The sequence below is a fragment of the Halomonas sp. B23F22_20 genome, from assembly GCF_043496985.1.
Taxonomy (GTDB): Bacteria; Pseudomonadota; Gammaproteobacteria; order Pseudomonadales; family Halomonadaceae; genus Halomonas.
In genome coordinates, this window is sequence record NZ_JBIEKH010000003.1 from 199,333 (window position 1) to 219,155 (window position 19,823).

General features: G+C 64.0%; 16 protein-coding genes. 3 read left to right on the top strand and 13 right to left on the bottom strand.

Annotated elements, in window-relative coordinates; translation table 11 throughout:
* Positions 1-13: 13 nt before the first annotated feature.
* From ACGTN6_RS03320 to ACGTN6_RS03365, 10 genes are all read right to left on the bottom strand, one after another.
* A complete protein-coding gene (locus ACGTN6_RS03320; RefSeq protein ID WP_394589825.1) occupies positions 14-970 on the bottom strand; it encodes an energy transducer TonB in 957 nt (318 codons plus the stop codon).
* Between the two features lie 14 nt (positions 971-984).
* Positions 985-1,956, bottom strand: coding sequence for a glutathione synthase (gshB, locus tag ACGTN6_RS03325; RefSeq protein ID WP_394589826.1), 972 nt, complete (start codon positions 1,954-1,956; stop codon positions 985-987).
* A gap of 84 nt (positions 1,957-2,040) precedes the next feature.
* Positions 2,041-2,766: a CvfB family protein gene (locus ACGTN6_RS03330; RefSeq protein ID WP_394589828.1), complete on the bottom strand. Its 726-nt coding sequence runs from the start codon at positions 2,764-2,766 to the stop codon at positions 2,041-2,043.
* A 100-nt stretch (positions 2,767-2,866) separates the two neighbouring features.
* A complete protein-coding gene (locus ACGTN6_RS03335; RefSeq protein ID WP_394589829.1) occupies positions 2,867-4,444 on the bottom strand; it encodes an aldehyde dehydrogenase (NADP(+)) in 1,578 nt (525 codons plus the stop codon).
* Between the two features lie 14 nt (positions 4,445-4,458).
* Complete coding sequence (gene araD1, locus ACGTN6_RS03340; protein ID WP_394589830.1) at positions 4,459-5,445, bottom strand: AraD1 family protein; 987 nt, start codon at positions 5,443-5,445, stop codon at positions 4,459-4,461.
* 10 nt (positions 5,446-5,455) lie between these two features.
* On the bottom strand, positions 5,456-6,628 hold the full coding sequence (locus tag ACGTN6_RS03345) for an L-rhamnonate dehydratase (RefSeq protein WP_394589831.1): 1,173 nt from the start codon (positions 6,626-6,628) through the stop codon (positions 5,456-5,458).
* A gap of 26 nt (positions 6,629-6,654) precedes the next feature.
* The gene (locus ACGTN6_RS03350) at positions 6,655-7,689 is read right to left on the bottom strand and encodes a 4-hydroxythreonine-4-phosphate dehydrogenase PdxA (RefSeq protein WP_394589833.1); all 1,035 of its coding nucleotides are present in this window, start codon (positions 7,687-7,689) and stop codon (positions 6,655-6,657) included.
* Positions 7,690-7,703: 14 nt separating this feature from the next.
* Positions 7,704-8,984 carry a TRAP transporter large permease gene (locus tag ACGTN6_RS03355; RefSeq protein ID WP_183389812.1) on the bottom strand — a complete coding sequence of 427 codons (1,281 nt, stop codon included), beginning with the start codon at positions 8,982-8,984 and terminating at the stop codon, positions 7,704-7,706.
* Positions 8,981-9,598, bottom strand: a complete 618-nt coding sequence (locus tag ACGTN6_RS03360; RefSeq protein WP_394589834.1) for a TRAP transporter small permease — start codon at positions 9,596-9,598, stop codon at positions 8,981-8,983. Before ACGTN6_RS03360 ends, ACGTN6_RS03355 begins: the two co-directional genes overlap by 4 nt.
* A 6-nt stretch (positions 9,599-9,604) precedes the next feature.
* Positions 9,605-10,579, bottom strand: coding sequence for a TRAP transporter substrate-binding protein (locus ACGTN6_RS03365; protein ID WP_394589836.1), 975 nt, complete (start codon positions 10,577-10,579; stop codon positions 9,605-9,607).
* Between the two features lie 253 nt (positions 10,580-10,832).
* Between ACGTN6_RS03365 and ACGTN6_RS03370 the strand changes: the two genes are divergently transcribed.
* A complete protein-coding gene (locus ACGTN6_RS03370; RefSeq protein WP_394589838.1) occupies positions 10,833-11,567 on the top strand; it encodes a FadR/GntR family transcriptional regulator in 735 nt (244 codons plus the stop codon).
* Between the two features lie 411 nt (positions 11,568-11,978).
* A complete protein-coding gene (locus ACGTN6_RS03375) occupies positions 11,979-12,164 on the top strand; it encodes a hypothetical protein (RefSeq protein ID WP_394589839.1) in 186 nt (61 codons plus the stop codon).
* A 444-nt stretch (positions 12,165-12,608) separates the two neighbouring features.
* On the opposite strand, the gene ACGTN6_RS03380 is transcribed toward ACGTN6_RS03375, so the two are convergent.
* Positions 12,609-13,358: a response regulator transcription factor gene (locus tag ACGTN6_RS03380; RefSeq protein WP_394589840.1), complete on the bottom strand. Its 750-nt coding sequence runs from the start codon at positions 13,356-13,358 to the stop codon at positions 12,609-12,611.
* A 404-nt stretch (positions 13,359-13,762) separates the two neighbouring features.
* Here ACGTN6_RS03380 and ACGTN6_RS03385 point away from each other — a divergent pair, with 404 nt between their 5' ends.
* Positions 13,763-14,506 carry an EAL domain-containing protein gene (locus ACGTN6_RS03385; protein ID WP_394589841.1) on the top strand — a complete coding sequence of 248 codons (744 nt, stop codon included), beginning with the start codon at positions 13,763-13,765 and terminating at the stop codon, positions 14,504-14,506.
* 161 nt (positions 14,507-14,667) lie between these two features.
* Here the strand turns inward: ACGTN6_RS03385 and ACGTN6_RS03390 are convergent, their stop codons facing one another.
* Both ACGTN6_RS03390 and ACGTN6_RS03395 read right to left on the bottom strand, forming a co-directional pair.
* Positions 14,668-15,456: an OmpA family protein gene (locus ACGTN6_RS03390; RefSeq protein WP_394589842.1), complete on the bottom strand. Its 789-nt coding sequence runs from the start codon at positions 15,454-15,456 to the stop codon at positions 14,668-14,670.
* Between the two features lie 17 nt (positions 15,457-15,473).
* A partial coding sequence (locus ACGTN6_RS03395; protein WP_394589843.1) for a YadA-like family protein occupies positions 15,474-19,823 on the bottom strand: 4,350 nt, incomplete at its 5' end.

Genomic DNA, 19,823 nt, shown 5'->3' on the forward strand with positions numbered 1-19,823 from the left:
CGCCTTCCGGAGCCTAGCGCACGCCGTAATCGTTACCTTCACCGAACCGCCAGATGCGAGTGATGGACAAGCTGTCCAGATCGCCCATGCCCGCATCGAAGGGGCGATAGGGCGCCGCGCCGTGGACGGTGTCCAGGGCCGCCTGGTCGAGTTCGGAATGTCCCGAGGATTGTATCACTTCCGCTCGCCGAACCTGACCGTCGCGGCCGATCACCACCCGGATGCGCAGTTGGCCTTCCAGTTCAGGCGGCGCCGGATGGACCCGGTTGCCGTAATCCTCGACCCGCCGCGTCCAATCATCGATATAGCGAGCCTCGGCGGCCTGCTGGGCCGCCGGCCGCGCTGCCCCAGAGGCGTCGCCGGCATAGTCGGCGGACAGCCCCTGCTCGCGGATGCTGGCCGTGGCCTGCGCCAGTAGGTCGCGCCCCGACACGGGAGTGTCGGTTGCCGCAGGCGCAACGGTCGCTACCGGTTGGGCCACACTGGGACGGGATTCAGCGGCCTCAACGGCCTCTTGTTCCGGCAGGGCTTCCGGCAGAGGTTCTGGCGGGGGCTCCGGCTCGACGGCAGGCGGAGCACTCGGCTCGGGCCGCACCTCGGGTTCGGGTCGAGCGGCCACGTCGGGCTCGGTCGGGGTGGCCGGCGCTCCGGCCGGGACCGTCGCCGGCGTCGCGGCCGGCCGGGCCCGCGGGGCAGCGCGGGACTCGGCGGGGGGCGTTTCAGCCGCGGTGCCGGCGGCAAGCTGCGCGGCCTCGGCCAGCGCCTCCGCCGCCACCGGACTTTCGGCGGGTCGGCTCACCAAGACCACATCCAGACCGGTGCGTTCGGGTGGCGCCGGAGCGAACTGACGGCTCGCCACCGCGCCGATGACCACCAGATGCAGCAGCAGCGACGCCGCCCAGGCCAACCAGTAGCGGTAGGGCCGAGTCACCGGCACGTAGCGCATCGGGTCGTTGACGGGGGCGGTCATGCTGCCCTCCCGACTCAGCTCCGGCGGCGCTCGGCGAGACGACGCTCGATGGCATCCATCAGCTGGCCGGCGATGTCGGTGCCGCGCTGGTCGTCGATCTCGCGCACGCACGTCGGGCTCGTCACGTTGATCTCGGTGATATAGTCGCCGATCACGTCGAGGCCAACGAACATCAGGCCCTTCTCGCGGATCATCGGCTGTACCTGGGCGATCAGCCAACGGTCGCGGTCGGTGAGCTCGCGGCTGACGCCGCGGCCACCGGCGGCCAGGTTGCCGCGAGTCTCGCCGGCCATCGGCACCCGAGCCAGGCCATAGGGCACCGGCTCGCCGTCGACCAGCAGGATGCGTGTGTCGCCATCCTTGATCTCCGGCAGGTAACGCTGGGCCATGATCTGGCGACGCCCCTGTTCGGTGAGGGTCTCGATGATCGCCCCCAGATTGCGGCCGTCCGGCTGGACATGAAAGATGCCGCTGCCGCCCATGCCGTCGAGCGGCTTGAGGATGACGTCGCCGTGTTCGGCGTGGAAGGCGCGCAGCTCGGTCTCGCGGCAGGACACCAGGGTCGGCGCGCAGCACTCGGGAAACTGCTGGGCAAACAGCTTCTCGTTGCACTCCAGCAGTGCCCGGGTGGGATTGACCACCAGCACGCCCTCGCGCTCGGCGAAGCCCAGCAGGTGCACGGCATTCAGAAAGTGGCCGTCCACCGGCGGATCCTTACGCATCAGGATGACGTCGAGCTCGGCCAACGGACGCGACGCGACCTCGCCCAGGGCGAACCAGCGCTCGGGGTCGCGGAACACCTCGAGCTCGCGCAGCTGGGCGTGGGCCCGGCCATCGCGCAGGAACAAGTCCTCCTGCTCCATGTAGTACAGCGCGGCACCGCAGTCCTGGGCGGCCCACAGCATGGCCAGGCTGGTGTCCTTCTTGTAGCTGAGGTCGGCGATGGGATCCATCACCACGCCGACCTTGAGGGGGCGTTGGCTCATCGGTCTACTCGTCTGCGCCGGAGCGGTCCGGCGGGGAATGATGGCTCGCAGTATGCCGCACGGCCATGGCGGAGACCAAGATGCTCAATCCTGACCGCCACCGGGAGCGATGCGGATGCCGCCCGCCTCGATGACGATACGGCGCTGCTTGTAGAGCCGGCCGATGGCCTGCTTGAAGGCGTTCTTGCTGACCCCGAGCCGGGCCTTGATCTCGCCAGCCGGGCTGGCATCGGAAAGCGGCAAGTAGCCGCCGCTCTCGCGCAGCGCCTTGAGCACCGATTCGCCGACCACGTCGAGCCGCGCCGGGCCCGGCGGCAGCAGCGACAGGTCCAGGCGACCGTCGTCGCGGACCCGCTTCACGTGGCCGTCCAGACGCTGGCCGCGGCGCAGCGGCCGGGTCACGTCGTCATGGTAGAGCAGGCCCCAGAAACGACCGTCTACCACCGCCTTGTAGCCCAGATCGGTCTGATCGGCGATCACCAGCGCCACGGCGCTGCCGGCGGCCAGGCCCTCGGCGTGATCGGACAGGTAACGGTCGAGTCGCTGGCTGGCGAAGGGGCGACCGCGGTCGTCCTCCTGAATCATCACCAGCACCCGGCGGCCCACCGTGGGGCGAAAGCGCTGTTCGCCGAAGGGCAGCAGCAGGTCCCGGGAGTGGCCCCAATCGAGAAAGGCGCCGGTCTCGTTGACCGTCACCACCGGCAGGTAGACGACCTCGCCGACGTTCGCCCGGGGCTCGCGGGCACGGCGCATCGGCTCGCGACGGGTGTGGGCCGCCCGGGGGGCGCGGCGGCGGTCGGCATCGGACATGGCTGGCGTACCGGTCGAGAGTGGAGCCGCCATTATCCCCCGATGGCCGCCGGCAGACAAAACCGAATGACCGGACTGTTGGACCTTGCGATGGGAGCGCTCAGACCTCGCGCTTGCCGTCGACCAGGCGGCTGACGCCGGCCGGGTTGCCGTCACGCAGCGCTTCGGGCAACAGGCCCTGGGGCAGGTTCTGGTAGCACACCGGGCGCAGGAAGCGATGGATCGCCGCGCTGCCCACCGAGGTGGTGCGCGCGTCGGAGGTAGCCGGGTACGGGCCGCCGTGGACCATGGCGTGGCACACCTCGACGCCGGTCGGCCAGCCGTTGGCCATCACCCGGCCGGCGCGACGCTCCAGGGTCGGCAGCAGCGCACGGGCGGCGTCCAGGTCACCGTCGTCCATCTGCAGGGTGGCGGTGAGCTGGCCTTCCAGGGATTCCGCCACGCGCTTGACCTTGTCGAGGTCGGCGCACTCGACCACCAGTGAGGTGGCGCCGAAGACCTCGGCCTGCAGCGCCTCGTCGCTCATGAAGTCCGGCGCGCTGGCCACGAACAGCCCGGTCTGGCAGGCGTTGGGGCCCTCGCCGGCGGCGCCGCGGGCGACCTCGCGGGCCTTGCTGCTGGCGACCAGGCCGTCGACGCCCTGCACGTAGGCCTCAAAGATGCCCGGGGTCAGCATGGTCTGGGCCGCGGAAGCCTTCACCGCCTCGCCGGCGGCGGCCACGAAGGCATCGAGCGCCTCGCCCTTGACGGCGATCACCAGGCCGGGATTGGTGCAGAACTGGCCGGCGCCCATGTTCAGCGAGCCGACGAAGGCCTCGCCCAGCGCCTGGCCACGAGATTCCAGGGCGGCGGGCAGCAGAAATACCGGGTTGATGGAGCTCATCTCGGCGTAGACCGGGATCGGCTCGGGGCGCGCCTGGGCCGCCTGCATCAGCGCGGTGCCGCCGCTGCGCGAGCCGGTGAAGCCCACCGCCTTGATGCGCGGATCGCGCACCAGCGCCTGGCCGAGCTCGCGGCCGGAGCCGTAGAGCAGCGAGAACACGCCCTCGGGCAGCTCGCAGCGGGCCACCGCGCGCTGCACGGCGCGGCCGACCAGCTCGGAGGTGCCGGGGTGGGCGGCGTGGGCCTTGACCACCACCGGGCAGCCGGCGGCGAGTGCCGAGGCGGTGTCGCCGCCGGCCACCGAGAACGCCAGCGGAAAGTTGGAGGCGCCGAACACGGCCACCGGGCCCAGGGCGATATGGCGCTGGCGCAGGTCGACCCGCGGCATCGGCTGACGCTCGGGCAGCGCCGGGTCGAGGCGCACGTCGAGCCACTCGCCGGCGCGCACGACGTTGGCGAACAGGCGCAGCTGGCCGCAGGTGCGGCCGCGCTCGCCCTCCAGCCGGGCGCGTGGCAGGCCGGACTCGGCCATGGCACGAACAATCAGCTCATCGCCGATGGCCTCGATCTCGTCGGCCACGGTCTCGAGGAACGCGGCGCGGGCCTCGAGGCCGGTCTCGCGGTAGCTATCGAAGGCGGCCCAGGCGAGGTCGCAGGCCTGCTCGACCTCGGCCTGGCCGCCGGCGGGATAGGCCGGGGACAGGGTCTCGCCGGTGGCGGGGTCGACGGCGTGGATCGGCTTGCCGTCGCTGGTCACGGCCTGCTGGCCGATCAGTTGCTTGCCTTCCAGGGTCATGGGGCCTCCTGAGGTCACAGGGATTGAACGGGGGTATCGGTGGTGTCGGCCTCGAACGCCAGCGGGTTGCGCAGCGCGCGGCCGAAGGCCGGCAGGGCGATCTCGAAGCGATCGCCGTCGCGGGTCTGGATGCCATCGGCGAAGCTCAGCGTCGCGGTGCCGAAGAAGTGCACGTGGACGTCGCCGGGGCGCCGGAAGCCCGGGTACTTGAAGTGGTGCTGCTCGAGGTTGGCGACGCTGTGGGCCATGTTGGCCTCGCCGGTGAGAAACGGTTTCTCCCACAGGGTCTCGCCGTCGCGCACGATGCGGCTGTTGCCCTCGAGGTGCTCGGGCAGTTCACCGATCAACAGCTCCGGGCCGAAGCTGCAGTGGCGCAGCTTGGAGTGGGCCAGCCACAGGTAGTTGAAACGCTCGGTGACGTGATCGGAGAACTCGTTGCCGATGGCGTAGCCGACGCGCCAGGGCCGGCCGTCGTCGCCGATGACGTAGAGCCCGGCGAGTTCCGGCTCCTCGCCGGCATCTTCGGCGAAGGCCGGCACCGGCATCGGCGCCTCGGGGGCCACCACGCAGTCGCCGTCGCCCTTGTAGAACCACTCCGGCTGGGCGCCGGCCTCGCCGGCGGCCGGCTTGCCGCCCTCCACGCCGAGCTTGAACATGCGCATGGAGTCGGTCAGCTCGGATTCATCGGCCTGGGCATGCATGGCCGAGCGGGTGTCGGCACTGCCGAGATGCGTGAGACCGGTGCCGGTCACCAGGCAGTGGGCCGGGTCAGGGTGGGTCAGCGGCGGCAGCAGGCGGCGCTCGTCGACCAGCTGTTGATAGTCGATCAGGTCATCATCGAGCCGCACTTCGATCACCGCCGACAATGACTGCCGGCTGGCGATGGCCATCCGCGCCAGGGCGTAGGTGCCGCCGGCGAGGCGAATCGGCCTCACCGCGTCGTCGCTCTCCACCAGGGCCGCTCGCGGCTGCCCTTCCTCGAGATACTGGATCAGTCGCATGGCCGGGGCCTCACTCGGTGATATGGAACTGGTCGAAGTAACGCTCGTTGAGCGTGAGGCCGAGGCCCGGGGTTTCGTCGTCCAGATCGAGGAAGCCGTCGACCGGCTCAGGGTCGCCCTCGAACAGGTAGTAGAACAGCTCGTTGCCGATCTCGACGTCGTGGACCGGGAAGAACTCGGCCATCGGCGAGGCCAGGGTCGCCATGGTCAGATGATAGTTGTGCATCTGGCCGGCGTGAGGGATCACCGGCACGCTGAACGACTCGGCGATGGCGTTGATCTTGCGCGCCGCGGTGATGCCGCCGACTCGGTTGGTGTCGTACTGCACCACCGAGACGGCACGCTTCTCGAGCAGCTGGCGGAAGCCATAGTGGGTGAACTCGTGCTCGCCGCCGGAAATGGGGATGCTGGTCAGCCGGTTGAGCTCGGCATAGCCGTCGATGTCGTCGGCCAGCACCGGCTCCTCCAGCCAACGCGGCTGGAAACGCTCCAGCTTCGGCAGCATGCGTTTGGTGTACTCCAGGTTCCAGCCCATGTAGCACTCGAGCATCAGGTCGACGTCCTCGCCGATCACCTCACGCACCGCGGCGACGCTGTCCAGATTGGCGCGCATTCCAGCGGGGCCATCCTTGGGGCCATAGCCGAAGCGCATCTTCATCGCCGTGAAGCCCTGGTCGAGATAGGACTGGGCCTCCTCCTGCATCGACTTCAGGTCGGTGCGATAGAGCTTGGAGGCATAGCAGGGAATCTTCTCCTTGGTGCGCCCGCCGAGCAGCTTGAACACCGGCTGGCCGACGGCCTTGCCCATGATGTCCCAGATGGCGATGTCGACACCGGAGATCGCCGCCATGCCAATGCCCTTGCGGCCCCAGGCATGGGTGGAGCGATACATGCGCTGCCATAGGTACTCGTAGTCGAACGGGTCCTGGCCGATCACCAGCGGCGCCAGGTACTGGTCGATGATGGCCTTGGCGATACGCGGCGCCAGGGCCACGTTGCCGAGGCCCACCAAGCCGGTGTCGGTCTCGATCTCGACGGTGGTCCAGCCGTGGAAGCGAAAGGTGCCCATGGAATCGCCCTTGTCCCACAGCTCGTCCATGGCATTGGAGCAGAAGTGGGCGGTGGGGGGGACGGTGTGCCCCTTCCATTCGAAGATGCGGGTGCGGACGTTGCTGATCTTCATGTGCGGTGTTCCTTGTACGGAGAGGTTCAGGCGTGGGTGGCGGCGTCGGCGAGACGCTGGCGGCGCAGATTGGCGCCCATGCGGCAGGCGATCTCGAAGGCGTTGCGAGTCGGCCCCACGTCGGCCTTGCCCAACCCGGCGATGTCGAAGGCGGTGCCATGGGCCGGCGTGGCGATGGGAATCGGCAGGCCGCCCTGGACGGTGACGCCCTGCTTGAAGCCCAGCAGCTTGATCGCGATCTGCCCCTGGTCGTGATACATGGTGACGATGGCGTCGTACTCGCCGTCGCGGGCCTTGAGAAAGATGGTGTCGGCAGGGAAAGGGCCGTCGATGGGGTATCCCTGAGCCCGGCACGCCTCGACGGCAGGCGCAATGACGTCGATCTCCTCGCGACCGCAGGTGCCGCCCTCGCCGCCATGGGGGTTGAACGCCGCCACGGCGATCCGCGGGGCATCGAAGCCGGCCAGCTTCAGGGAGTCATGGATCAGCCGGCTGGCGGCGACGATGCGCTCCTTGGTGACGTACCGGGCGGCGTCCTTGAGCGGAATATGCGAAGAGATCCGCGAGGTCCACAGGCTGCCCAGGGTGTTGAACTCACAGAAGTACCCCTCCACACCCAGCCGCTCGGCGAAGAAGTGCAGCTCGTCCTCGTGCTGCAGGCCGCCCTTCTTCATCGACAGCTTGTTGAGCGGCGCAAAGCAGATGGCATCCACCTCGCCGGCCTGGGCGGCCGCCAGGCAACGATCGAGGATCGCCAGTACCGAGGCGCCGCCGGCGGCGGTCTCCTCGGCATAGCCGACCTCGCCCTCGGCGACGCTGTCGACCGGCAGGAAGACCGGCCCGGCGTGATCGCGGGCGGCGGCGAAGCCCGAAACCTCGGGTAACGGGTGCGAGAGGCCGGCGACGCGTTGACCCTCCTGCCACAGCCAGCGATCGCCTACCAGCACGGTATGCACGTCGGCAAACAGCGGGGGCTCGGCGAACAGCCTGGCGATCAGCTCCGGGCCGATGCCGGACGGGTCGCCCAGGGTGACGGCGATGACGGGACGTGTGCTTGTCATGAACGGACTCCGGTTCAGTAGAAGAGGTTAACGAGCGTCATGGGAATGGCCGGCACGTAGGTGACCAGCATCAGCACGATGAAAAGCACCAGGATCATCGGCAGGTTGACGCGGGTGGTGTTCCAGATATCGGTCTTGGCGATGGAGCAGGACGTCGCGAGCACCGAGGCAACAGGCGGCGTCTGCTGGCCGATGGCCAGGTTGAGGGTCAGGATCAGGCCGAAATGGATCGGGTCGATGCCGATCTGCTGGACCAGCGGCATGACGATGGGCACCACCAGGATGATGGCAGCGGCACCATGCAGGAACATGCCGAGCAGCAGCAGCAACACGTTGAGCAGCGCCAGTACCAGCACCGGATCCTGAGTGATGGCCGTGATCTGCTGGGCCAGCTGCTGAGGCAGCTGCATCTCGGTGAGGAACAGCCCCAATACCGCCGAGGTAGCCACAAGCAGCATCACCACTGCCGTCTGGACCACGCCCTCGATCACCGCACGGTAGAGGATCTTGAGGTTCAGCTCGCGATAGACCAGCCCGCCGATCAGCAGGGCGGCGAGCACGGCGATGCCGGCGCCCTCGGTGGCGGTGACGAAGCCGCCGAAGATGCCACCGAGGATGATCACCGGCAGCAGCAGGGCCCAGAAGGCCTCGCGGAACGCCTTGCCCAGGGTGGCCAGCGAGAAGGCCGCTTCGCGGGGCAGGTCGTACTTCACAGCGTAGTAATAGCAGGCGCCGGCCAGCCCCAGGGCACCGAGCAGGCCCGGCACGATACCCGCCACGAACAGCTTGACGATGGAAGTGTCAGCGATGGCGCCGTAGAGGATCATCGACAGCGACGGCGGGATGATGATCGCCAGCGACGCCGAAGAGGAGGTGATGGCGGCGGTGAAGTCGGGATGGTACTTGCGGCGCTTCATCTCGGGGATCAGCACCGAGCCGGTGGCGGCCACGTCGGCCACCGCCGAGCCTGAGATCTCGGCAAAGAACAGCGACACGCCGACGTTGACCATCGCCAGTCCACCGCGCACGAAACCGACCATGGCGGTCACCAGGTTGATCAGGCGCAAGGAGATGCCGGAGGTGTTCATCAGCGCCCCGGCGAAGATGAACAGCGGGATCGCGATCAGCGGAAACTTGGTGGCGCCGTTGAACAGCGTCAGCGGCAGGTTGACCAGTGCGTCGGCTCCCATGTTGAAGTAGACGCCCACGACACCGACCACGCCGATGGCCACGGCAATGGGGACGTTGATCAGCACCAGGGCGAACAGGGCGGCAATGATGATCAGCAGAATCATGCGCGGTGCTCCTTGAGGTCGTCCTCGGCCTGACGGATGGCGGCCTCGATCTCTTCTTCCTCGCTGTTCACGCCGCTGCGCATCTTGCGCCAGGCCATGGGCAGGCTAAGCAGTTCGCAGAGGATGAACAGCGCGGCGCTGATGGGAATCACCGACTGGGTGACATTGAGGTGAACGGCGGGCAGCGCCACCAGGGTGTCCCAGGCCAGCACATCGAGCACCCGATAGCCGTAGAAGCCTACGACCAGGAAGAAGCCGATCACGATGACTTCAGAGAACAGAAACAGAGTGGTACGCACTGGGGGCGGCGCCTTGGCGACCAGACCGGGGAAGCCCATGTGGGCTCGCTTGAGGGCCGCCAGGTTGGCACCGTAGAAGCTCAGCCAGGCCAGCCCCACCGATGCGACCTCGTCGTACCAGGGGATCGAGCTACCCACCGTACGAAAGATCACGGCACCCAGCACGATGGCGGTCAGGGCCAGCAACAGGGCCACGGTGAACGCTTCCAGCAGACGCTCCAGGCCGAGTCGGCAACGATCCAGCAAGAGCATGGGCGGACTCTCCTCGGTGTGGGATGGGAAGGGCGCCCGCTGGGCGCCCGATATCATCGGCATGGCCACTTACTCCTCGGCCAGCGCCATGGCCCGGTCGATCAGTGCCTGACCGCCGTCGACACGGTCGGCATAGGCCTGGTAGACCGGAGCGCTGGCCTCGACGAAGGCATCGCGATCGACACGATTGATCTCCATGCCGGCCTCGCGCATGGTTCCGATCAGGTTGCCGTCGAGTTCCGCGCCCTTGGCCAGAGCCCAATCCTGTGTCTCGGCCGCAACTTCGGTGATGGCGGTGCGTACATCCTCGGGCAGCTTCTCCCAGTTACCCTGGCCGGCGGTCAGCCAGATCGGCGAATAGACGTGGTTGGAAAGCGACAGGTAGTCCTGCACTTCCTGGAACTTGGCGCCGTTGATATTGCTGAGCGGGTTCTCCTGTCCATCGACCACACCGGTCTGTAGCGCCACGAACACCTCCGAGAAGGCCATCGGCGTGGGGTTCGCGCCCCAGGTGTCGAACATCATGGTGCGCCACTCGCTCTGAGGCGTGCGTAGCTTCAACCCGTCCAAATCCTCGGGCGTCTCGATCGGATGCTCGTTGTTGGTGATGTGCCGGAAGCCGTTTTCCCAGGTGGAAACGATATTCAGCCCTTTGGATGCGGCACTATCGGCCAGGTCCTGCATGACGATGTTCTGATCAATACGCTTGAGATGGTTGCGATCCTTGACCAGGAAGGGCATGTCAAAGAGAGCGAACTTGGCGTCGATCGAGGACATGATCGAGGAGATGGCGGCCAGGTCGACGGTGCCCAGCCGAAGCTTCTGCACCAGCTGCTGCTCGTTGCCGAGCTGGGCACTGTCATAGAGCTCTACCTGATGCTCGTCGCCGAGTCGTTCCTGGAGGCGACGCGTGAACTCCTGGGCGGTCTGCCCCTGGAGACTCTGCGGCGTCCCCCCGATAGCGAAGACGATCTCGTCGGCCTGCACCTGAGATGAGGCGATCGCGAGGCCGAGTGCGGAAAGACCGAGTAGCTTCTTGTACATGACGACTCCTGTGAGCTTGCGGTTTGTCGTTGGCATTATTTGAACCTTCTGGTTTGCTGGTACGCCCACCGGACCAGATGGCGTATTAGAAGTTAGACAGCCCCCGCTTGCCGGTCAAGCATGTATCACTCCAGCTATGACCAAAGTCGCAGGGTGGGCATGCGACCAACGCACAATCCGGATCATGGCGTCAGGACCGTCATGATTGGTATATACTCCATACCAGTTGTAGACTGCTGATGAGGATAGACCCATGACGCTACGGGCCTTTGCCGACGAACAGGCACTGAAAAGCCGGACCAAGAAAGAAATCCTGGCCGACAAGCTAACCGACATGGTACTGACAGGACTGCTGAGGGATGGGGACGAACTGCCCAGCGAGCGTGAGCTGGCGCAGCTGTTCGGGGTGAGCAGGGAAACCGTTAGAGGGGCGTTGGCCCAGTTGACGGCACATGGCCTGGCCAACGTTTCACATGGCAGCAAGTCACGAATCTGTGCCAACGAGGCGGTCATCGAACGTTTCCAGCATCATCCCAGCCATCGGCAAGAAGCCGAGGTCAATCGCTACGATGTGGACAGCGTCTTCGAGAGTCGCCTGGTCGTCGAGGCGGCGATCGCCCGGCGCGCCGCCCGCTACATCGACGACGCCGGCCTGACAAAGCTGGATCGGCTACTGGAAGCCCAAAGCCAGCTGTTCGATTCCCCGGTGCACTTCCAGCTCTCGGACCAGAACTTCCACAAGCTGATCTCGGAATATGCTCGCAACGACATCCTGCTGCGCTACTCGGAAGAGCTGTACGCCTACGGGTTAAACATTCGCCGCCAGGTTATGGTGGAGACAGGCTCCATCGAGCAGAGCTATCGGGAGCACGGCCGGATTGTCGAGGCGCTACGCGCCGGCGACCCGGATGCCGCAGAACGCGCCATGCTGTCACACCTCGACAGCGTCTACCGCACGACCCGCGAGAAGTTGGACGTGGCCGGCTGACCCCTACGGATCACCGAGGCGCTCCCGTTCAGCGTCACAGCGACCCAAGCCGAGACCTCGGCGCAGGCTCAGGTAGGGGGAAGGCAGCCTGGGGCCTGCCCGATGGGCAGCCCCCTCAATCAACCATCTGCAAGCTTCCGACAAGGACGCCGACTCATGAATGCCGGACCTCACAAGACGCTAGCCTGACGAGCACCAATGAAAGTCTACGCGGAACATAAAAGAAAGCTGCCCCTGGCTCACGCCGACAACAATACATACCGCACTAGAAATTGCCGCATTTAACACTGGTTCACAATTCTCACATTAACAAGACTGCACCTTATAAATTACCATTGTATATGTCATGAGTCCTACCCCCCTTGGACCATGGCTCCCTGCTTTAGCCTGGCACACGCCAGGCCTTTTTTCATGATGGACAAGACCATCACGCAGGAAACTCCTCCAGCGCCACCCTCAGAACAAATATTCTTCACCACACATACGCAAAACTCGAACTTCAAGAAACATAAAATCTCTTTCACTGCCAAGCCGCCCCCCAAGAGAAGCCAAGCGCTGTTCAACCAACCATTCGTTCATGCCTTCATGCCGGCCTAACAAACATTTTGGACTTTAACTTCAAAAACGGCCGCTATAGAAAAGCCTTACTCAACACCTTAGCCCCACCCCTGAAGCAAGCGACAAAAGAAAAACCACTTGCAGCAACGAAACGAAAAATCGCTCTCCCCACAAGATATCAAGAAACCTGAACACGACGCGCATGCCCACCAAATCGACCAATGGCAGAACACCGAGAGCCCAGGCCTCGTCCGGTGTCGACGATATGGCTGTCACACGCGAAGACCTCTTCCCTCCGAGGCCTTACGGGTAGCAAACAAGGGACCAACGGTTATGCTGTTCGGCGTGAACGACCGCCGTTCATCCGGAAGAGGGCTCGACATAATACGATATGCCACGAGAAGGCCCGGCACCACTGACCGTTGTCATTCTCGCATCCTTACATGCGAGAACTTGATCATTCATCAAGGCATGCATCCTATATCAGGCCGGTACCTCTTCGTCAGTGCGTTGAAGACGATAGCCGTAACGATACACAGATGAAAGATTCCACCCATTCTCCTTGTTGAGGCTAAGCTTTCTTCTGAGCCGATAAATATGCACATCCAACGTCCTGGTCATCGGACTGTCTTCCTGCCCCCACACCATTTCATAAAGATAAGAACGGCTCAGAGGATGATTCAGGTTACGCAACAGGAGTAAAGCCAAGCGATATTCTTGATTGGTCAGCTTGACGGCCTTTCCCTCGACAGAAATGGACTCATCCTTAGGATATATAGTGAGGTTACCCTGCCGAAAAGGCTCATGGCGATATTTATCGCTTACCTGAAAACGCCTCAGCGTCGTCAGCACTCGCGCAATAAGCTCCCCGCCACGGTATGGCTTGCTGACGAAGTCTTCCGCACCCGCCATCAAAGCCTCGACGACATCTTTTTCGGCATCCCGGCTGGTCACCATAATCACGGGAGGGGGGGACTGGAAATACTCACGCACCCAGTTCAGGACCTCGATACCTGTAATATCCGGCAGCATCCAGTCGAGCAGCACAAGGTCATAGGTATTGCGCTTGGCACCACGCATGAAGTCCCTGGCATTCCGGTAGCTGTCGATTTGCCACTCCCGCTCGCCACCCCCAGCGATCCGGTGCTTTTCACTCTGTTCTGACGCCACAAGCAGCAAGCTGGACAGCTGCTGGAGACACACAGGATCGTCCTCGAGGATAGCAATGAACATCGGATTGCAGCTCCTAGTGTGAGAGTTTCGCTATCATGAGGGTATTTATACCCATAATTCAACCCGGCCGTGCCATTCTGGTGAGATCCGGATGCACTTGTGCTCTCCGAGGCCCCCCTGCCTGGAGCCCGAGACACGAGCGGTTTCCCCGAATGAGCGCTCGGCCTCTCGGGGAAATTCCAACACCACGGCATCATCAGCCTCAAGGGGACAGTTCTAGGATTAAATAACAGGTAGGACATGGCCTCGTGTCAGCCCTTGCCAATTAAATCTGGCTACCCTCCTGTGTTGTCACTCGATACGTCACTGTTGTTCATGCCTCTCGGCTTGAGACCTTCCACCGCTAGGGTAAAGAATAGGAATGCTCGACGAGCTTCTATCAACGGGTCTGCGAAGAACACCAGATGTCCACAACGCCCCATCTCTTTTACCAGCCTAAAGTGCAGCTCGTCGAGAGTGCATTTCAACTCATCGGGTATGAAGGCCTTTTTCGCTCCGTCACGCCATCCGGCGAGGCCTTGTGCCCCGCCCAACTACCGTCGATGCAACGCGCACAACTGGCGTCACACGAGCATTTCATGTGGGCGCTGGATACCGCAACAGGGTTCATGCGGAAACTGGGCAATCCCGATTCTCTGACGATCAGCCTCAACCTTCCCGGACACCTGCTCGAACGCAACGAAGTTTACGAAAGCATGCTGGGCTGGCTACTCGATGATGAAGAGCGCGCTCGTGGCATTGAAATAGAGATTCTGGAAAGTTCGGCCATACGAAACCTGAATCTAGTTGCCGAGCGGCTCGACCGTCTCAAGCGTGCCGGCATGCTGTTCGCCTTGGATGATTTCGCGAGTGGCTATGCAGGCCTGTCCTACTTGAGAATGCTTCCTATCGATATCGTCAAGATCAGCCCCGCGCTCGTCATGTCTGCCGCCGTTGACACATTCGATCTTAGACTCCTGGAAGGGATACTGGCCTTGCTCAATGGACTAGGCAAGAAGGTCGTTCTCGAAGGCATCGAGTCAGAAGCCTCACTGGCACTGCTCCAGGACTTCGAAATTCACGGCCTGCAAGGGTACTACTTCGGAAAACCCATGCCCGCCCATCAGGCCATCCGCTACCCGCACACCCAGACGCTACCAGTCTCCTGATGCATCGGGACCACCGGTCTATGCCTTACATTGGCCGGTGTGTGCTCCCCTCTCTCGCCTCCCGCTTTCTTGCGACACTGCATGCTCCCAAGGGCTAATATCGACTTCGCCATAACACGGCCCCGATAGTAGAGGGGCCGCGTTATGGGCGATCAAAGCAGCTACCGTTCCGTTACTTCCACCTCAACTCGACGATTCGGCCTCAAGCAGGCCTTGACCTGCGGCGTAACGCGGGAAGCCGGACAGTCGACGACTGGATGCCCTTCCCCGAGCCCCATGCTACGCACCGCACTGGGTGAGACGTTTTGACTGATCAGCGCCCTGCGCACCGAAGCGGCTCGCTGCTCGGAAAGCGTCAGGTTATAGGCTTCGCTACCGATTCGATCGGTGTATCCAGTCACGACGATGTCCGGAGAGGCGAAGGCCTCGCGTATCCGCTCGGCTAACGCGACGACCTCCTGCCGCCCCTCGTGGGTCAACTCGCTGCTGTCGAAGTCGAACAGCGTATCTGCCGCTAGCGTCATGCGTTGCGGCTCAGGCGGTGCCTCGGGCGATGGAGGCTCGAGCAATGCTGCGCACTCTCCATCCCGCCAATGCAGCCCCTCGGCCAGCATGTCGTTATCGAATTTCACCTGATACTGGCAAACTCGATAAGAGCCATCCCCTTGGGGCAAGTGGAACACATAGTTCCACTCGTGAACGCCGATCAATCCCTCAGAAAAGTGTGGGCTCCCCAGCAAGTCTCGGACCTGGTCCTTGGAAGCCCCCACCCGCATCTTGCGCAAGTTATCGAGATTGGCATAGGTACCACCCTCGACCCAAGCATCGCCTGGGTCCGGGAAGGCCATGCCTTCCCGAGCGTTTTCCGTTGCGCACCCCTGCAGACCGAGCACCGTCAAGCCGGCAATGCCGAGGGCTCGAACCATGTTGCGTCGAATACTGTTATGCATGTTCGATATCCCTGTGATTACCAGTGGAAGCCAGCACCGACACCGGCACCGAAGTTGCCCTGCGAATCCCCGGTGAAGTTGAGCTTGACCGCCCAGCGCCCGTTATCGGAGAGGCGCGAAGCCCCCACCGAGACAGCCGATTCACCGTTATAGGTACCCGCACCAGCAGAAATCATGCTCTTGCCGGGCAGATACGCTTGGGGCACGGAAGCCGCCGCGATCGCACTCGCCGTGCCTGCATTGGCCTGATCATGGACATCCTTGATGCGATTGTTGAGCCCACCGATCTGCTGCTGGAACTGCTGGTTCAACGCTTGCAGCTGCCCCACGTTGGCCGCATCCGTCGGCAGTTCACCCGCGGCGACGTTGTGAATCTGCGTCGGCGTGCCTTCCTGGCCCAGGGTGACCGAGCCGTAGTCCAGGCTGCCGTCTTCGTTGCGGTCGTAGTTCACCGCGCCGGCCTGTACCGCTTCCAACTGGCGAACGTTGACCGCATCCGTGGCTTCAGTGCCGCCCGCCACGTTCGTGATCTGGCGTTCACCGCCTTCGCTACCGACCGAAACCGCTCCTTGGGTCGATGCCACGGACTCACCCGAGAAGGCTTCCTCTGCACCATTCATCCCTTCGCGGGTCGCTTGGGAGCCGGCCCCCAGGGCCACTCCACCTTCGCTTTCGGCCACCGCGCCATCGCCGGCTGCCACGCTGTGATCGCCCTGAGCCACGCTTTCCGGCCCCATGGCGATGCTCTCGGCGCCTTCCGCCTGGGCAGCTGCCGCCTCGGAGTTGGCCTTGAAGTACTTGCTGCCCCCCTCGTTGATGGTGGTGAGCTGCTCCTGAACTTCCCACAGCTGGCTACCGTTGACGGCATCGCTGCTGTCCTCGGAAACATCACCGTCCGCCACGTTGGTGATGGTGGTACCGTCATCCCCCGCCAGGGTGATCGAGTCGTAGTTGACGTTGCCTTCTTCGATGTCGTACTTCACGGCACGGTCATCAAGCTCTGCGAGATTATCGCCGAGGTTGGTGATATCGCCCTCGACATTGGTCACCCGATTGTCCAGTTGAGTGACATCACCTTCGACATTGGTCACCCGACCGTCGAGATTGGTGATATCACCCTCAACGTTGGTCACGCGATCGTCGATCCCTCCCACAGCCTGGTTGGTGGCATACAGCTGGCTGCCATTAACGGCATCCGTGCTGTCTGCCGTCACACGTCCCGCAGCCACATGTGTGATGGTACGTTCGGCGCCCGCAGAGCCTACGCTGAAGGTGCCAATCGGCGAGATACCAGCAAATACATAGGTCTGACCACCGATCGTGATATCGGCCGTGCCAACCGCAGCTTCGGTTGTCGCGCCCGCACCGATCGCCACGCTATTCGCTTCGCTGGCCGTGGCACCGTCGCCCATGGCGATGGCGCCATCCGCCGTGGCAGAGGCATTGACGCCGGCGGCGATGGCGTTGTTGCCGTCAGCACCGTCGTTGTCGTAGTTACCGCCTTGAGTGCCGCCATCGTTGACGCTGTAGTAGTGCACCTGTCCTGCCTCGAGCGCCTGCTGGGTCTCCCACAGCTGACTGCCGTTCACCACATCGGTGCTGGTCTCATTGACGTCGCCATCAGCCACACCGGTGATCTTGTTGCTGCTGCCATCCACGGTGATGTTGCCGCTGGTCACGCCACCGGCTGTGACCTCGGTGGTGGTGGTGCCGTCGGTCACGGTGGTGCCAGTAGCGGTGGTGGTGACCACATTACCCGCGCCATCGTCGACGGTGAGGCCATCGGTATCCATCACGCTGTCACCGGTGGTCACGCTGTCCACCTCGAGGCTATTGGCCAGGTCGAAGGTCACCTCCTCCCGGCCGTTGTTGGTCGCCTGCGTTACCGTCAGGTTGCCATCGGCATTGCGCAGGTTGACCTCGCCTCCCGGCGCCACGTTGCTGGCCGTACCGTCCTGGGCGCTCAGGTCCCAACCGGCGTTGGCCGTTTCGTTAACTGCCTTGAGCTGCGAGACGTTAACGGCATCGGTATCGGCACTGCCCGCCGCGACGCCGGTGATCTGACGCTCACCCGGCTCCGTCAGCTGGTTGCCATCCTCGTCGAAGACGGCGACCTGGCCGATGGCCAGTTCACCCTTGGAGGTCTGCAGCGCGTCCAGGCCGTACGCGACATAGTCGTCCTGCGGTCCTCTCACCGTCTGGGAAGCGCCGCCCAGGGCGATGCTCTGTTCATGCATCGCCGTGGATCGAGCCCCGATCGCCATGCTACCGAACGCCTGGGCATCGGCATTCGAACCTATGGCCGATGAGCCTTGACCGGCGGCAACACTTCGATTGCCGATGCTCGTGCTGCGTAATCCGCTGGCTTCAGTCTGAGTACCCACCGACAGGGCGCCTTCCGCCGAGGCAACGGCTTCAAGCCCGATTGCCGAGGCACGCAGCCCCGTGGCCAGCGACATCTGACCGAGAGCCATCGAGTTTTTTGCCGATGCCACGGCAGTATTGCCAGCGGCGAAGGAATTCAATCCCGAAGCCTCGGAGCTATTGCCCAGCGCCATGGCATGCTGGGCCGTAGCCGAGGCCTGGGTCCCCAGTGCCAGGGTATCGAGCGCCCCGCTGGTGGCGTTGTTGCCCACCGCGAAGGCCCCGTCACCGCTCACCAGGTTGTCGTTACCCATGGCCACAGCACCCTCGCCGATGGCCTGGTTGTTGACCCCCATGGTGATAGCGCCATTGCCACTCGAGATGTTGGTGTCACCGATCGCCAGGGCACCATCCCCCTCGGAGGTGTTGGTATTGCCCAAGGCCACGGCCCCGGTGCCCTCGGCATAGTTATCCTTGCCCAAGGCCAGGGCACCGTCGCCGATGGCAGTACTCGGGTCACCGATCGCCACCGCCCCATCACCCGTGGCGGTATTGCCGTAGCCGATGGAAACCGCCTTGCCACCGTTGGCGGTGGCATCACGCCCAATGGCCACCGAGCCCTCCGCTGTGGCACTGGCGTACTGGCCGATGGCCACGCTGTCCACGCCAATGGCACTGGTGTTGTAGCCGAGCGCCACAGCGCGCTCAGCCCCGGTGAACGCCGCCACCCCAGCGGCCAGAGAGTCTACGCCCTCGGCCCCATCGTTGGCGTAGTTGTCCTGCTGAGTGCCGCCATCGTTGACGCTGTAGTAGTGGGTCTCCAACCCATCGACATACTGCTTGTTGACGATATGGGCGTTCTCGGTGATCGGGCCGTCGTAGAACGCCTCGTTGTTGACCACCGAGAAGTTGTCACCCAGGTAGGTGTCACCTTCCACCGTCAGGTCTCCGCCAAAGGTCGGTGACTCGGCGAGCTGTATTTCGATACCGCCGTCCTGCGTGGCCACCGTGCGGATATTGTCCGAGGAGTAATCGGAGTCGGTGCCATCGGCATTCGTGGCATTGGCGCCACCCACGATCTGCATCTCTTCGTTCAGATGACGCGTCACGTAGCCGTCGGCGGTGGTGCTGTTGTCGTTGCCCGAGAAGCGCAGGCCGTCGTCTTCCAGCGTCGCCACGGTGTGGCTGTTGCCGTCAGCGTCTTCGTAGCTCAGGCGTGTCACGTCGGTGGTATCGGCCACTACGTCGCCGGGCTCGATGGTCGGGCGCATGGTCAGCTCGGGGCTGACGCCGTCGGCACCCGCCGACCCGGTCAGGCCGATGGAGCCGTCCGAGCCGTCGATGCCCACGCCGGCCACGCCGTCGGCGCCGTCGACACCGATATAGCCGTCTTCACCTGGCTCGCCAGGCTCACCCGGGCCACCGACACTCAGGTCGCTGGACAGGCCCAGCAGCAGTTCGCCGTTGGCGTTGTCAGCCGTGGTGGTGATGTCGCCGTCCGGATCAAAGACCTTGATGGTCGCGCCCAGGTCCTGCTTGACCTCGGCGTCGCCGGCATCGGCCAGGCCGAAGCCACCGCCTTCGCTGGCATCACCCTGGTTGTCGACGTACTCCTTGTTGACGATATGGGTGTTCTCGGTGATCGGGCCGTCGTAGAACGCCTCGTTGTTGACCACCTCGAAGTTGTCACCCAGGTAGGTGTCACCTTCCACCGTCAGGTCGCCACCGAAAGTCGGTGACTCGGCGAGCTGTATTTCGATGCCGCCGTCCTGCGTGGCCACCGTGCGGATATTGTCCGAGGAGTAATCGGAGTCGGTGCCATCGGCATTCGTGGCATTGGCGCCACCCACGATCTGCATCTCTTCGTTCAGATGATGCGTCACGTAGCCGTCGGCGGTGGTGCTGTTGTCGTTGCCCGAGAAGCGCAGGCCGTCGTCTTCCAGCGTCGCCACGGTGTGGCTGTTGCCGTCAGCGTCTTCGTAGCTCAGGCGTGTCACGTCGGT

Bases quoted from the DNA above. Each gene is read 5' to 3' on its own strand.
- ACGTN6_RS03320 (WP_394589825.1), bottom strand. From the start codon at position 970: ATGACCGCCCCCGTCAACGACCCGATGCGCTACGTGCCGGTGACTCGG.
- gshB (WP_394589826.1), bottom strand. From the start codon at position 1,956: ATGAGCCAACGCCCCCTCAAGGTCGGCGTGGTGATGGATCCCATCGCC.
- ACGTN6_RS03330 (WP_394589828.1), bottom strand. From the start codon at position 2,766: ATGTCCGATGCCGACCGCCGCCGCGCCCCCCGGGCGGCCCACACCCGT.
- ACGTN6_RS03335 (WP_394589829.1), bottom strand. From the start codon at position 4,444: ATGACCCTGGAAGGCAAGCAACTGATCGGCCAGCAGGCCGTGACCAGC.
- araD1 (WP_394589830.1), bottom strand. From the start codon at position 5,445: ATGCGACTGATCCAGTATCTCGAGGAAGGGCAGCCGCGAGCGGCCCTG.
- ACGTN6_RS03345 (WP_394589831.1), bottom strand. From the start codon at position 6,628: ATGAAGATCAGCAACGTCCGCACCCGCATCTTCGAATGGAAGGGGCAC.
- ACGTN6_RS03350 (WP_394589833.1), bottom strand. From the start codon at position 7,689: ATGACAAGCACACGTCCCGTCATCGCCGTCACCCTGGGCGACCCGTCC.
- ACGTN6_RS03355 (WP_183389812.1), bottom strand. From the start codon at position 8,984: ATGATTCTGCTGATCATCATTGCCGCCCTGTTCGCCCTGGTGCTGATC.
- ACGTN6_RS03360 (WP_394589834.1), bottom strand. From the start codon at position 9,598: ATGCCGATGATATCGGGCGCCCAGCGGGCGCCCTTCCCATCCCACACC.
- ACGTN6_RS03365 (WP_394589836.1), bottom strand. From the start codon at position 10,579: ATGTACAAGAAGCTACTCGGTCTTTCCGCACTCGGCCTCGCGATCGCC.
- ACGTN6_RS03370 (WP_394589838.1), top strand. From the start codon at position 10,833: ATGACGCTACGGGCCTTTGCCGACGAACAGGCACTGAAAAGCCGGACC.
- ACGTN6_RS03375 (WP_394589839.1), top strand. From the start codon at position 11,979: ATGATGGACAAGACCATCACGCAGGAAACTCCTCCAGCGCCACCCTCA.
- ACGTN6_RS03380 (WP_394589840.1), bottom strand. From the start codon at position 13,358: ATGTTCATTGCTATCCTCGAGGACGATCCTGTGTGTCTCCAGCAGCTG.
- ACGTN6_RS03385 (WP_394589841.1), top strand. From the start codon at position 13,763: ATGTCCACAACGCCCCATCTCTTTTACCAGCCTAAAGTGCAGCTCGTC.
- ACGTN6_RS03390 (WP_394589842.1), bottom strand. From the start codon at position 15,456: ATGCATAACAGTATTCGACGCAACATGGTTCGAGCCCTCGGCATTGCC.